General features: G+C 74.3%; 12 protein-coding genes. 11 read left to right on the plus strand and 1 reads right to left on the minus strand.

The window, feature by feature from the left end; translation table 11 throughout:
- Window positions 1-295 precede the first annotated feature (295 nt).
- On the minus strand, window positions 296-1,171 hold the full coding sequence (locus ACYBSK_RS25215) for a universal stress protein (RefSeq protein ID WP_460247097.1): 876 nt from the start codon (window positions 1,169-1,171) through the stop codon (window positions 296-298).
- Between the two features lie 159 nt (window positions 1,172-1,330).
- Here ACYBSK_RS25215 and ACYBSK_RS25220 point away from each other — a divergent pair, with 159 nt between their 5' ends.
- From ACYBSK_RS25220 to denD, 11 genes are all read left to right on the plus strand, one after another.
- On the plus strand, window positions 1,331-1,855 hold the full coding sequence (locus ACYBSK_RS25220) for a hydrogenase maturation protease (protein WP_457479499.1): 525 nt from the start codon (window positions 1,331-1,333) through the stop codon (window positions 1,853-1,855).
- Window positions 1,852-4,212, plus strand: coding sequence for a carbamoyltransferase HypF (gene hypF / locus ACYBSK_RS25225; RefSeq protein WP_460243441.1), 2,361 nt, complete (start codon window positions 1,852-1,854; stop codon window positions 4,210-4,212). Before ACYBSK_RS25220 ends, hypF begins: the two co-directional genes overlap by 4 nt.
- Window positions 4,212-4,487, plus strand: coding sequence for a HypC/HybG/HupF family hydrogenase formation chaperone (locus tag ACYBSK_RS25230; protein WP_460243442.1), 276 nt, complete (start codon window positions 4,212-4,214; stop codon window positions 4,485-4,487). The genes hypF and ACYBSK_RS25230 overlap by 1 nt, the downstream gene beginning before the upstream one ends.
- A 121-nt stretch (window positions 4,488-4,608) precedes the next feature.
- A complete protein-coding gene (locus tag ACYBSK_RS25235; RefSeq protein WP_460243443.1) occupies window positions 4,609-7,428 on the plus strand; it encodes a bifunctional acetate--CoA ligase family protein/GNAT family N-acetyltransferase in 2,820 nt (939 codons plus the stop codon).
- A gap of 39 nt (window positions 7,429-7,467) precedes the next feature.
- A complete protein-coding gene (locus ACYBSK_RS25240; protein ID WP_460243444.1) occupies window positions 7,468-8,109 on the plus strand; it encodes a CBS domain-containing protein in 642 nt (213 codons plus the stop codon).
- Window positions 8,110-8,255: 146 nt separating this feature from the next.
- On the plus strand, window positions 8,256-9,230 hold the full coding sequence (gene ltnD, locus ACYBSK_RS25245; protein ID WP_460243445.1) for an L-threonate dehydrogenase: 975 nt from the start codon (window positions 8,256-8,258) through the stop codon (window positions 9,228-9,230).
- Window position 9,231: 1 nt separating this feature from the next.
- Entirely contained in the window at window positions 9,232-10,524 is a 1,293-nt protein-coding gene (gene otnK, locus ACYBSK_RS25250; protein ID WP_460243446.1) for a 3-oxo-tetronate kinase, read from the plus strand.
- Window positions 10,521-11,201, plus strand: a complete 681-nt coding sequence (locus tag ACYBSK_RS25255) for a class II aldolase/adducin family protein (protein ID WP_460243447.1) — start codon at window positions 10,521-10,523, stop codon at window positions 11,199-11,201. Before otnK ends, ACYBSK_RS25255 begins: the two co-directional genes overlap by 4 nt.
- A 54-nt stretch (window positions 11,202-11,255) precedes the next feature.
- On the plus strand, window positions 11,256-12,563 hold the full coding sequence (locus ACYBSK_RS25260; RefSeq protein ID WP_460243448.1) for an MFS transporter: 1,308 nt from the start codon (window positions 11,256-11,258) through the stop codon (window positions 12,561-12,563).
- Between the two features lie 32 nt (window positions 12,564-12,595).
- Entirely contained in the window at window positions 12,596-13,393 is a 798-nt protein-coding gene (gene otnI / locus ACYBSK_RS25265) for a 2-oxo-tetronate isomerase (RefSeq protein WP_460243449.1), read from the plus strand.
- Window positions 13,390-14,406: a D-erythronate dehydrogenase gene (denD, locus tag ACYBSK_RS25270; protein WP_457479508.1), complete on the plus strand. Its 1,017-nt coding sequence runs from the start codon at window positions 13,390-13,392 to the stop codon at window positions 14,404-14,406. The genes otnI and denD overlap by 4 nt, the downstream gene beginning before the upstream one ends.

Consider the following 14,406-nt stretch of genomic DNA (forward strand, 5'->3'; position numbering starts at 1 on the left):
AGCCCGACGCCGAAGGCGTGACCCCAAGAAGCCGCACCACCGGACTCGGCCCCACCCGGTGCGCGGTCACGGTGAGCCCGGCGCCGAAGGCGTGATCCCAAGAGACCGCACCACCGGACTCGGCCCCACTCGGTGCGCAGTCGTGGTGAGCCCGACACCGGAGGCGTGACCCCAAGAGACCGCACCACCGCACCCGGCCCCACCCAGGCGCGCCCCAGCACCACCCGGCGCGCAGTCATAGGCGGGCCCCACACCGGAGGCGTGACCCCAACCTGCCGCACCGGGGCGGGGCCCCTCACGCCCGCTGCGGTATCACCGCCACCGGGCACTGGGCGTGGTGCAGCAACGCGTGGCCGACGCGGCCGAGTTGGAGGCCGAAGTGGGCGTGGCGGCGGCGGGCGCCGAGGATCGCCAGGTCGGCCGCGGACGTGCGGTGGAGCAGGGTCGTGCGGGCCGGGCCCTCGACGGCGGACCGCCGGACCCGGACCTCGGGGTGCGCTGCCACCGCGGCGGCCAGGGCCTCGTCGAGGAGTTCGGTGGCGCGGCGGCGGTGCTCGCGCTCGGCCTCCCCGGCGCCCACGGGAACGTCGGCGTACTCGTGGGCGGGGCAGCGCCATGCCCGTACGGCGTCGATCTCGCAGTCGCGCGCGCTCGCCTCCCGGAACGCGAACTCCACCGCTTCGGAGCACTGTTCGGGTTCGCCGATGCCCAGCAGGATCCGGCCGTGCGCACCCGCGACGCCCTCCTTGTCGCCGCGTACGACGATCACCGGGCAGTGCGCGCGGGCCGCCACCGCGAGGCCGACGGAGCCGAGCAGCAGCCCGGCGAGTTCACCCCGCCCGCGGGAGCCGGTCACCACGGCGTGGGCGTCGGCGCTCGCGTGCAGCAGCGCCGACGTGGGTTCCTCGGCGACCACGCTGGTCTTCACCGGCACGCCGGGGGCACGGAGCTGGGCCCGCTGGGCGGCCGTGCCGACCACGTTCTCGGCGAAGATCCGCTCACTGGGCCGGCCGACGTCTCCGCCGAGCGTCGCGCGGTCGTACCGCTCCCACAGCGATGCGTGGATCAGGCGCACCGGCAGTCCGTGGCGTGCGGCCTCGTCGACGGCCCAGTCGACCGCCGCGAGGCTGGAGTCGGATCCGTCCACGCCCACGACCAGGGGCAGTTGCATTGTTCCCACCGCCTTTCTCGTCTCCTTGTGGTGAGCCTCGCACCGCGGCCCCGGCACGTGACGGGGCCGCTTCGCCCCCGTTCGGGGACCTTCGGCCCCCTCCCCCGGACCACCCGGCGCTCCGACGATGGTCGGGGACGGCTACGGAAGGAGGACGCCATGCGCACGGCGGCATCCGCACGCATCGTGGTCATCGGGGTCGGCAACGAGTTCCGGCACGACGACGGACTCGGCCCCGCCGTGGTCGCCCGCCTCGGCGCCCGCGCGGCCACCCGGCCGCTGCCGCCCGGCACCACCCTCGCCACCTGCGACGGCGAACCGGGCAGGCTGCTGGGCCGCTGGGAGAACGCCGCGCTCGCCGTGGTCGTCGACGCGGCGCACGCCGAGCCGCCGCATCCCGGCCGCGTGCACCGTCTCGAACTGGCCGACGAGGCGCTCGCGCGGCCGGGCTCGACGAGTTCGCACGGGCTCGGTCTCGGGGAGGCCGTCGAACTCTCCCGCGTCCTGGGGCGGCTGCCGGGGCGGCTCGTGGTGTACGCGGTGGAGGGCGCGGACCGCACGGTCGGCACGGGCCTGTCGCCGGTGGTCGCCGAGCGGGTCGACGCGGTGGCCGACGCCGTGGAGTCCGACATCGTGCGGCACCGCGAGGCGACCGCGCGCGGCGCGGGCGGGGGCCGCGCGTGAGTGCCGTCGACCGCTCCGCCGGGCGCCCGCGCGGCGTTCGGCCAGGACCCGCCGTCGAGACCTGGCGCATCGATGTCTTCGGCCGCGTGCAGGGCGTCGGCTTCCGCCCCTTCGTGCATCGCGCGGCGCACGTCCTGGGTGTCACGGGCTGGGTCCGCAACGTCGACGGGCACGTGGAGATCACCGCCCGCGCGCCCGCGCCCGTCCTGCACGGCCTCGTGGCCCGCATCCGGCACGAGCCGCCGCCGCTCGCCGCGGTCCGCACGGTCGAGGTGACCCACGGAATCGTTCAACCACCCCTGAGAACAACGGAGTTCACGGTGCTCGCCAGTCCGCCCCCGTCCGCCACCACCACCCGGCGCGAGGTGCCGCCCGACGCGGCGCTGTGCGAGCCGTGCCTCACGGAGCTCTTCGACCCGGCCGACCGCCGCTACCGCTACCCGTTCCTGAGCTGCTCCGACTGCGGCCCCCGCGCCACCGTCGTCGAGGACCTGCCGTACGACCGGGCCCGCACGACCATGCGCCGCTTCCCGCTGTGCGGGGCCTGCGCCGCCGAGTACGCGGACCCCACCGACCGCCGCTTCCACGCGGAACCGCTCGCCTGCCCGGAGTGCGGACCCCAGCTGGCCTGGTCCGCCCTGAGCGGGGACATCGCGCTCAAGGCGGCCGTGCGCGCCGTCGACGACGGCGGCATCGTCGCCCTCAAGGGGCTCGGCGGGTACCAACTCGTCTGCGACGCGACCCGGTTGACGGCGGTCGCCGAACTCCGGCGCCGCAAGCACCGCCCGGCGAAGCCCTTCGCCGTCATGGTCGCCGACCTCACCGCCGTGCGCCGTCTCGCCAACTGCGGCGCCACCGAGAAGGCCGTCCTGCGTTCCCCGCAGCGCCCCGTCGTCCTCCTCGACGTCGGAGCCCACCCGAAACTGCCCCAAGTGGCCCCGGGCACCGGCCGCTTGGGGCTCTTCCTGCCCACCACGGGTCTGCACCAGCTGCTCCTGCGCGCCCTCGACCGGCCCCTCGTCGTCACCAGCGGCAACCTCTCGGGCGGCCCCATCGCCATCGACGACACCACGGCGGAGCGCACCCTCGCGGACGTCGCCGACGGGTTCCTCACGCACGACCGGCCCATCGCCGCCCGCTACGACGACTCGGTGGTCCAGCGCGTGGGCCGCCGGGTGCGCACGGTGCGCCGGGCCCGCGGCCTCGCGCCCGCCCCGCTCACGCTCCCGGTCGCGTCACCGCTGCCCCTGGTGGCGGCGGGCGCGCACCTCAAGCACACCTTCACGCTCGTCGAGGACGACCGTGCCCATCCGGCCGCGCACGGCGGCGACTTGGAGGACGCGGAGACGTACGACGCGTTCCGCTCCTCGTACGCCGATCTGACCCGTCTGACCGGGATCACCCCGCTCGCGGTGGCCCACGACCCGCACCCCGGCTACCTGTCCACGCAGTGGGCCGAGTCGCTGCCCGAGGGCGTGCGGCGGATTGCGGTGCAGCACCATCACGCCCACGTCGCCGCGGTGGCGGCCGAGCACGGGGTGCGGACCCCGTTCGTCGGCGTGGCCTACGACGGGCTCGGGCTCGGTGACGACGGCACGCTGTGGGGCGGCGAGATCCTCGTCGCCTCGCTCACCGGCTACCGGCGGGCGGGCCGCTTCGCCCGCGCCCCGCTGCCCGGCGGCGAGTCCGCCGTGCGCCACCCCTGGCGCGCCGCCCTCGGCCACCTCTTCGGCGCCGAACGCCTGGGCACGCCACCGGCCCCGCCGTGGCAGGCGCGGACGTTCACGCGACGCCTGGACGCGGCGGCCGGGGAACGCGTGCTCACGATGATCCGCCGCGGCGTGCGCTGCCCGCAGGCGTCCAGCGCGGGCCGCCTCTTCGACACGGTCGCCGCGCTGCTCGGCCTGTGCGAGGGCGCCGTGTCGTACGAGGGTGAGGCCGCGGCGGCGCTGGAGGGCGCGGCGGAGCGGGTGCGCGGGCACGTGGCCGCGCTCCCCTGGCGGATCGCGCGGGTGGACGGTCTGTGGGTCTACGATCCGGCGTCGACGCTGACGGCCGTCCTGGAGCGACGCAGCGAGGGCGAGCAGGTGCCCGTCCTGGCGGCGGCTTTCCACACCACGGTCGCCGAGGCGACGGCCGCCCTGGTGGAGCGGGTCGTCGCCGACGGCGGCCCGCGCACCGTGTGCCTGGGCGGCGGCTGCTTCGTCAACCGGCTTCTGTTGCAGGCGACTTCACGGCTGCTGCGGGCGCAGGGGCTGCGGGTGCTCGCGGGCGTCGAGGTGCCCGCGGGCGACGGCGGCATCAGCTTCGGGCAGGCGGCCGTCGCGGCGGCCCGGCTCGACGAGGAGTGTGCGTGATGTGTCTCGGGATCCCCGGCCGGGTGCTCGCCGTCAGCGAGGACGCCGGAGTGCGCATGGGGGACGTCGACTTCGGCGGCGTACGGCGCGAGGTGTGTCTCGCGTACGTGCCGGAGGCGGAGGTCGGGACGTACGTCGTCGTCCACGTCGGCTTCGCGATCTCACGCCTCGACGAGGCGGAGGCCGTCCGCACCCTCGACGTGCTGCGCGCCATGGCCGACCAGGTCGAGGGCGAGCTCGGCGAACCGCTGCCCGGCCGGGCGGACGCCCGCTGAACCCGTCCGGCCTTCGCGGCCCCAGGGACCCTCGGCCCGCGGGCGTGCCCCGCCCGGCCCATCGCGACGCGCCCGCGCGCGGCGGACGCTGGCAGTGCCCGGACGCCGGAAGGGGACGACGATGACCGAGACCCAGCGCCAGGACCCGATACCGACCGGCGGCGCGCCGGTGCACGCGCTGCTCGCCGACGGCACCACCGTGCGCATCCGGCGCGCGGGCTCCGGGGACCGGGCGGCGGTGCTGCGGCTGTACGAGGAGATGTCACCGGAGCACCTGCGGCTGCGGTTCTTCTCCGTCAGCCGCAGCTCGGCCCGCCAGGCCGCCGACCGCGTGGCCCGGCAGGGGCGGTCCGGCTACCTGGCGCTGCTCGCCGAGCGGGGCAGCGGTGAGGACGGCGGGCCCGAGCTGCTCGGGGTGGCCGAGTACGAGCGCACCCCGGCGGAGGCCGCAGGCGCCGCCCCCGGCCCGGCGTCCGCGTCCGCATCCGCATCCGCATCCGCATCCGCATCCGCGGAGATTTCGCTCGCCGTCGACGACCACTGGCACCACAAGGGTGTCGGGACGCTGCTCCTCGAACACCTCGCGGACGCCGCCCGCGCCGCCGGGATCGGCGAGTTCACGGCGGACGCGCTCGCGGAGAACCACGAGATGCTGAAGGTCTTCGCCGATCTGGGGCTGCGCACCCGGCGCTCCTTCGACGGGCCCGAGGTGCGCTGCGCGGTGCAACTGGTGCCGGACGACGCGTACTTGACGGCCGTCGAGACGCGCGGGCGGGTGGCCGACGTGGCCAGCCTCCGGCCCTTGTTGCAGCCGGACACCGTCGCCGTGATCGGCGTCGGCCGGCGGCCCGGCTCGGTCGGCCGGGCGATCCTGCGCAACCTGCGCACCGGCGGCTTCGCGGGCCGCCTGTACGCCGTGCACCCGCGGGCGGCGAACCTGTGCGGCGTCCCGGCCAGGGCGTCGCTGGCGGAACTGCCGCGCGTGCCGGACCTCGCCGTGCTCGCGGTGCCCGCCGGCTCCGTGCCGGAGGTCGCCGCGGAGTGCGGCCGGGCCGGGGTGCGTGCGCTGGTCGTCGTGTCCGCCGGGTTCGGTTTCGAGCAGGCGGCCGAACTCGTCTCCGTCTGCCGACGGTTCGGGATGCGGCTCGCGGGGCCGAACTGTCTCGGCATCGCCAACACCGAGCCGGCCGTGCACCTCGACGCGACGTTCGCGGCCCGGCATCCGGGCCCCGGCACGGCGGGGGTCGCGGTGCAGTCCGGCGGGGTCGGCATCGCGCTGCTCGACGGGCTCGCCCGGCTCGGCATCGGGGTGTCGTCGTTCGCCTCGCTGGGCGACAAGTACGACGTCAGCGGCAACGATCTGCTCCAGTGGTGGGAGAGCGACGGCCGTACCGACCTCGCGCTGCTGCACCTGGAGTCGTTCGGCAATCCGCGCGCCTTCTCCCGCACCGCGCGCCGCGTGGCGCGCACCATGCCCGTGCTCACCGTCGACGCGGGGCGCTCCGAGCCGGGGCGGCGGGCGGCGGCCTCGCACACCGCGGCCGCCGCGACCCCGACGATGACCCGGCAGGCCCTGTTCACCCAGGCCGGGGTCACCGCGACGCGTACGATCGGCGAACTCCTCGACACGGCGGCCCTGTTGCACGCGCAGCCGCTGCCGAAGGGGCGCCGCGTCGCGGTCGTCAGCAACGCGGGCGGCATCGGCGTGCTCGCCGCCGACGCCTGCGCGGAGGCGGGCCTGACGGTGCCGCCGCTCGGCCCCGCCCTCGTCGACCGACTGCTCACCGTCCTCCCGGCGGACGCCCGCGCGTACAACCCGGTCGATGTGACGGCCGCCGTGGCGGAGGATCAACTGCGGGACTGTGTCGCGATGCTGGCGGCGCACGGCGGTGTCGACGCGGTGCTGGTGGCGCTGGTGCCGACGGCCGTGGCGGCGGCGACCGGCACCGACCTGACCCGCGCGCTCACCCGGGCGCCCGCCGCGGACCGCCCGCTGCTCGCCGTCCTGCCGGCGCAGGCCACCCGCGTCGAACTGCTCGACGCTCTCCCGGAGGGCCGCGGCGACGACGCGGCGCCGGAGGGCCGTGCCGCGGTGCCGGCGTACGCCGATGCGCAGGACGCGGCGCGGGCCCTGGCGCATGCCGCCACCCGCGGGCAGTGGCTCGCCCGGGACGAGGGCGAGGTGGCGGAGCTGCCGGACGTGGAGACGGCGACGGCGCGCGCCCTGGTCGCCTCGTATCTGGCCGGGCACCCGGACGGCGGCTGGCTGGATCCGCGGGACACCGCCGCGCTGCTCGCCGCGTACGGCGTCCCGCAGCTGCCGTGGGAGTGGGCCCGCGACGAGGACGAGGCCGTCGTCGCGGCCGAACGCCTCGCGGGTCCGGGCGGTCAGGTCGTGATGAAGGCGTACTGGCCGGGCCTGCTGCACAAGAGCGAGCAGCGCGCCGTCCATCTCGATCTGCGCGGCTCCTCCCAAGTACGGGCCGCGCACCGGGACCTGACGACGCGGTTCGGTGGCCTGATGACGGGCGTCGTCGTCCAGCCGCTCGCCGACCGGGGCACCGAACTGTTCGCCGGGGTCACCCAGGACGAGGTGTTCGGGCCGCTCGTGGTGTTCGGGCTCGGTGGCACGGCGACCGATCTGCTCGCCGACCGCGCGGGCCGGCTCGCCCCGCTGACCGACCGGGCCGTCCACGAACTGCTCACCGCTCCGCGCTGCGCCCCGCTGCTGTTCGGCTACGCGGGCCGGCCCGCCGCCGATCTGCACGCGCTGGAGCAGTTGCTGCACCGGCTGTCGCGGATGGCCTGCGAGCTGCCGCAGCTCGCGGAGGCCGATCTGAACCCCGTACTGGCCGGGCCGCGCGGCATCACCGCGCTCGACGTCCGCGTCCGGCTCGCGCCGCGCCGCCCCCACGACCCGTATCTGCGTCGACTGCGCTGACCACCGGAAACGGTGGTCACCACCGGCTGGAGGAGAACCGTGAACGACAGCCCGCACATCGTCAGCGACGTGATGACACACACCGTCGTCGCCGTCGGCCGCGAGGCCACCTTCAAGGAGATCGTGAGGACGCTGGAGCAGTGGAGGGTCAGCGCCCTGCCCGTGCTGGAGGGCGAGGGCCGGGTCGTCGGGGTCGTGTCGGAGGCCGATCTGCTGCCCAAGGAGGAGTTCCGCGACAGCGATCCCGACCGGCCCACCCAGCTGCGCCGCCTAACGGACCTGGCGAAGGCGGGCGCCGTGACGGCCGCCGAGCTGATGTCCGCGCCCGCGGTGACCGTGCACCCGGACGCCACGCTGGCGCAGTCGGCGCGCATCATGGCACTGCGCCGCGTCAAGCGGCTGCCCGTCGTCAACGACGAGGGCGTCCTCGAAGGCGTGGTGTCCCGCTCGGACCTGTTGAAGGTGTTCCTGCGCACCGACGAGGAGATCGCCGAGCAGGTGCGCCGCGAGATCGTGGCGTACCTCTTCCCGCACCCGGTCGAGCCGGTGCGGGTCGTGGTCCACGACGGGCGGGTGCGGCTGACCGGGCGGATCCGCGACACCGGCCTGGTGCCGGTCGCCGCGCGGCTGGTCCGTGCCGTCGAGGGCGTCGTGGACGTCGAGGTGGACCTCGACGCGTAGCGGGCCTCTCCGGGCCGCACAACTGTGACCGGCATCACTCTGTACTCACGCCTCGGCATCAGGTCATCATATGACCTGCGTTCGAGGGCCCGACGGTCTTCGGCCCGCCGTCAACGGCCCCCGGCGAGAGACAGGGACAGACACACATGCACGACCAGGAACACCCGGCACCGGCCGCGCCCGCCCCCCGCGTGGGCGTCGTCGGCCTCGGCGCGATGGGCCTCGGCATGGCGCGCAGCCTGCGCGCCGCCGGGTTCCACGTCGGGGTCCACGACCTGCGCGCCGAGGTGGCGCGGGAGTTCGCCCGCGAGGGCGGGACCGCGTACGCCACGGCCGGCGACCTGGCCGCCGAGGTCGACATCCTGGTCGGCGTCGTGGTCAACGCGGCGCAGGTCGAGTCGCTCCTCTTCGGCGACGGCGACGGCGACGGCGAGGACGAGCGGGACCGTGGCGCCGCCCACCGTCTGCGCCCCGGCTCCGTGTACGTCATGTGCTCCACGGTCGACCCGGCCTTCTCCGCCCGGCTGGAGGAACGGCTCGCCGCGTCCGGTGTGCGCTACCTCGACGCCCCGATCTCGGGCGGCGCCGCCCGCGCCGCCACCGGCGAGCTGACGATGATGACGTGCGGCGCCCCGGCGGCGTACGCGCTCGCCGATCCGGTGCTCGACGCGATGAGCGCCACGGTCTACCGGCTCGGGGACACCGCCGGACTCGGCTCCAAGGTCAAGATCGTGAACCAGCTGCTCGCGGGCGTGCACATCGCCGCCGCGGCAGAGGCCATGGCGTTCGGCATCAAGGCGGGCGTGCCGGCCGAGTCCCTGTACGAGGTGATCACGCACAGCGCGGGCAACTCGTGGATGTTCGAGAACCGTATGGCGCATGTCCTCGCCGGGGACTACACGCCGCTCTCCGCCGTCGACATCTTCGTCAAGGACCTCGGTCTGGTCCTGGACGCGGCGCGGCCCGAGAAGTTCCCGCTGCCGCTGTCGGCGACCGCCCACCAGATGTTCCTCCAGGCGTCCGCCTCGGGTCTGGGCGGCGAGGACGACAGCGCCGTCATCAAGGTCTTCCCGGGGGTCGAGCTGCCCGGCTCCCCCGCCGCGCACGACGAGGAGAACTGACATGCCCCTCCGTCTCGGATGCATCGCCGACGACTTCACCGGCGCCACCGACCTCGCCAACAACCTGGTGCGCGCGGGCATGCGCGTCGTCCAGCTGATCGACGTACCGGCCGCGGGCACCACCCCGCCCGAGGACGCGGACGCCGTCGTCGTGGCGCTCAAGTCGCGGACCGTTCCGGCCGCGGAGGCCGTCGACGCCTCGCTGCGCGCCCTGGAGTGGCTGCGGGCGGCGGGCGCCGAGCAGATCTACTTCAAGTACTGCTCGACGTTCGACTCGACCCCGGCCGGGAACATCGGCCCGGTCACCGAGGCGCTGATGGACGCCCTCGGGACCGACGTCACCGTGGCGACGCCCGCGTTCCCCGACAACGGGCGCACCGTCTTCAAGGGGCACCTCTTCGTCGGCGACGTGCTGCTCGCCGAAAGCGGCATGCGCCACCACCCGCTGACCCCGATGACCGACTCCAACCTGGTGTCCGTGCTCGCCGCGCAGACCACGCGCCCGGTGGGGCTCATCGATCACGTCACCGTCGCGGCCGGCCCCGAGGCGATCGGCGCCCGCATCGACGAGCTGCGGGGCGACGGCGTCGGTGCCGCGATCGTCGACGCCGTCTCCAACGACGACCTCGTGCGGCTCGGCGCCGCCGTGCGCGGGCTGCCGCTCGTCACCGCCGGTTCCGGGCTGGCCATCGGGCTGCCCGCGAACTGGGGCATCGAGCCGTCCCCCGGGGCCGCCGAACTCCCCGCCGCGACCGGCCGCTCGGCGGTCGTCGCCGGTTCCGTGTCGGCCGCCACCAACGGTCAGGTTCGGGCGTTCCTCGCCACCGGGCGGCCGGGCTTCCGCGTGGATCCGCTGCGGATCGCGGCGGGCGAGGACGTGGCCGCCGAAGCGCTCGCCTTCGCCGACGAGCACCTGGCCGGGCCCTCCGACGGGCCCGTGCTGATCCACTCCACCGAATCCCCCGACGCCGTACGCGCCGTGCAGGGCGAGCTCGGTGCCTCCGAGGCCGGGGAGCTGGTGGAGGAGACGCTCGCGCGCATCGCCCAGGGGCTCGTCGAACGCGGGGTGCGCAGGCTCGTCGTCGCCGGTGGCGAGAGCTCCGGCGCCGTCGTCCGGGCCCTCGGACTGACGGGGCTGCGGATCGGCCCGCAGATCGACCCCGGGGTGCCGTGGTGCGCGGCGCCGCTGCCCGGCGGTGACACCCTCCACATCGCGCTCAAGTCGGGCAACTTCGGCGGCCCGGACTTCTTCACCACGTCGTTCGACCAGCTCGCCGAGGGAGCCTCCCGATGACCATCGACATCAACTCGGCCGCCGAGCAGGCCCGTTCGGAGATCGTCCGCGTCGGCACCAGCCTCTTCGCCCGCGGCTACGTCCATGCCAGCGCCGGAAACATCAGCGCCAGGCTCGACGACGGCCTCGGCCACCTCATCACCCCGACCGACGCGGCCCTCGGCTTCCTCTCCCCCGACCGGCTGGCGCTGGTCGACGCCGAGGGCGGGCAGGTGGCGGGCGACCGCGCCAGCAAGACGCTCACCCTGCACCGCCGGATCTACGAGGCCGACCCCACGGCCCGGTTCGTGATCCACACCCACTCCACGCACCTGGTCGCGCTCACGCTCGCCGGTGTGTGGTCGCCGGACGACGTCCTGCCGCCGCTCACCCCGTACTACGTGATGAAGGTGGGACACGTCCCGCACATCCCGTACCACCGGCCCGGCGACCCGCGCGTGGCCGACCTGGTGACCGAGCGGATCAACTCCCGTGCCGCGCACGGCACTCCGATCCGCGCGGTGCTGCTCGACCGCTTGGGCCCCGTCGTCTGGGGCCCGGACGCCGCCTCGGCGCTCGCCGTCCTCGAAGAACTGGAGGAGACGGCCCGCCTGTGGCTGACGACCGACCGCAAGCCCACCCCGCTCCCCGACGACGCCGTCGCCGAACTGAGAACGGTGTTCGGCGCGGCGTGGTGACCGCTCCACCTGCCCGCTCCCGCCTCCCCTGAGCCGCACAAGGAAGTGCCCCTCATGTCCACGACCGTCCCCACGGCCGACACCCCCGAACTCGCGCGTGAGAACGCGGTGTTCCGCAAGGTGGTCCGCCGCATCGTCCCCTTCCTGATCCTCTGCTACGTGGTCTCCTACCTGGACCGCGTCAACGTCGGCTTCGCCAAGCTCCAGATGTCCTCCGACCTCGGCTTCAGCGAGGCGGCGTACGGACTCGGCGCCGGGCTGTTCTTCATCGGCTACTTCTTCTTCGAGGTCCCCTCCAACCTGCTGATGCAGAAGGTCGGCGCCCGCACCTGGATCGCCCGCATCATGATCAGCTGGGGTGTGGTGTCCGCGGCGTTCGCCTTCGTCGACAGCGAGGCGACGTTCTACGTGCTGCGCTTCCTGCTCGGCGCCGCCGAGGCCGGGTTCTACCCGGGCGTCATCCTGTACTGCACGTACTGGTTCCCGTCGCAGCGCCGGGCCCGGGTCATCGCGATGTTCATGTCGGCGATCCCCGTCGCGGGCATCTTCGGCAACCCGCTCTCCGGCTGGATCATGGACGTCTTCGACGACACGGCCGGGTGGAACGGCTGGCAGTGGCTGTTCGTCGTCGAGGCGGTCCCCGCCGTCGTCATCGGTGTGATCTGCCTGTTCTACCTGGACAACGGCGTGCGCGACGCCACGTGGCTGACCGACGAGGAGAAGTCGGTCGTCGAGCGCGCCCTGGAGGCGGACTCCGCGCACCACACGGTGCACGGCCGCGCCCTCGACGCGTTCCGCAACGCCAAGGTGTGGCTGATGTGCCTCATCTACTTCTGCTTCGTGATGGGCCAGTACGCGCTGACGTTCTGGATGCCGACGTTCGTCGAGTCCACCGGCGTCGAGGGCGGCCTCGCGATCGGCGCGCTGAGCGCCGTGCCGTACCTGGCCGCGCTCGTCGCCATGAATCTCTTCGGCTTCTCCGCCGACAAGCGCCGCGAGCGCCGCTGGCACCTGGTGATCCCGTCCCTGATGGGCGCGGTCGGCTTCTCCATGGCGGCGAGCTTCACCGGTTCGACGGCGCTGGCCCTGATCGCCTTGTCCATCGCCGCCGCCGGGGTGCTGACCTGCGCGCCGCTGTTCTGGTCGCTGCCGACGGCGTTCCTCGGCGGCACGGCGGCCGCGGCGGGCCTCGCGGCGATCAACTCGGTCGGCAACCTCGCCGGTTTCGTCAGCCCGTACATGATCGGCGCGCTGAAGGACGCGACCGGTTCGACGGCGATCCCGATGTACGTTCTGGCGCTGGCGCTGGTCATCGGTGCGGCGGCGGTCCTGACGACGAAGAAGGACGTCGTCAACCGCTGACCGCCCTCACCTCTGGAACGATTGGAGTCACCATGCCGAGGTTCGCGGCGAACCTTTCCACGCTGTATCCCGAGCACGACTTCCCGGACCGCTTCGCCGCGGCCTCGGCGGACGGCTTCGAGGCCGTCGAGTACCTCTTCCCGTACACGTACGAGGCCGGGGAGCTCCGCGCCCGCCTCGACGAACACGGCCTGCGCCAGGTCCTGTTCAACGCCCCGCCCGGCGACTGGGACGGCGGCGAGCGCGGGATCGCGGCGCTGCCGGGCCGCGAGGCCGAGGTCCGTGAGGGCGTCGACCGGGCCCTCGCGTACGCGGTGGCGCTCGGCAGCCCGCGCGTGCACATGATGGCGGGTCTGGTCCCGGAGGGTGTGCCGCGCGCGGCGTGCCGGGACACGTACGTGGCGAACCTCGCGTACGCGGCGCGGCAGGCGGCGTCGACCGGAGTGGACATCCTCGTCGAACCGATCAACACCCGTGACATGCCGGGCTACTTCCTCAACCACCAGGCGGAGGCGCACGCTGTCGTACGGGAGGTGGGCGCGGCCAACCTGAAGGTCCAGCTCGACCTGTACCACTGCCAGATCGTCGAGGGCGACCTCACGACGACGCTCCGCCGGGACCTGCCGACGGGCCGGGTGGGACACCTCCAGATCGCGGGGGTACCCGACCGGCACGAGCCGGCGGACGGCGAGCTGAATCTCGCCCATCTCCTGGCCGTGGTGGACGAGTTGGGCTTCGACGGCTGGATCGGCTGCGAGTACTTCCCCCGGTCCGGCACGAGCGAGGGTCTCGGCTGGCTGAAGAACCTGCAAGGAGAACTGCACTCATGAGGATCGTCATCACGGGCGGCTTCGGCTTCCTGGGCCGTCAGGTCGCCGAGGCGCTGCTGGAGCGGCGCACGTTCGACGGCCGGCCGATCGAGCGTCTCGTCCTCGCCGACAGGTTCGTTCCGGACGAGTCGCCGCTGACGGCCGATCCGCTGGTGGAGGTGGTCGAGGGGGACCTCACGGACCGCCTGGCCGAGCTGTTCGCCCGGCCGGTGGACGTGGTCGTCCATCTGGCGGCGGCGGTGTCGGCGGAGTGCGAGGCGGACTTCGACCTCGGCATGACGGCGAACCTGGACACGACGCGCGCGCTGCTGGAGGCGGCTCGCGCCCAGTCGGAGGCGGGCGGGCCGCGGGTCCGCCTGATCCTGGCGAGCAGCGTGGCGGTCTACGGCTCGGACGCGGCCCTGCCCCTGCCCGCCGTGGTGGACGAGTCGACGCTGCCGACGCCGCGGTCCAGCTACGGCGTGCAGAAGCGGATCTGCGAGCAGCTGGTGGCCGAGTACACGCGCCGCGGATACGTCGACGGCCGGGTGACCCGGCTGATGACGGTGTCGGTGCGCCCCGGCAGGCCGAACGCGGCGGCCTCCGGCTTCCTGTCCGGCGTGATCCGCGAACCGCTCGCGGGTCTGCCCTCGACGTGCCCGGTGAGCCCCGACACCCGGGTGGCGCTGGCCTCGCCGCGCCGCACGGTGGACGGCATCCTGCGGGTGGCGCAGGCCGAACGGGGCACGGAGCGGGGTCAGTTGACGGGTGACATCCCCGTGAACCTGCCCGCACTGACGGTCACGGTCGCCGAGATGCTGTCGACGCTGCGGGAGCTCGCCGGGGACGCGGTGGCGGACCTGGTGACGGTGGCGCCGGACCCGTCGGTGGAGGCGATCGTCGGCTCGTGGCCGGCGGCGTTCGACAACGCCCGAGCGGCCGCCCTCGGCCTGACCCCCGACCCGGACTTCGCGTCGGTGGTCCGGCAGTACGCGTCCGACCACGCGGACGCGGTGACCGCGCCGATAGACTAA

The organism is Streptomyces sp. BYX5S (genome assembly GCF_054724165.1).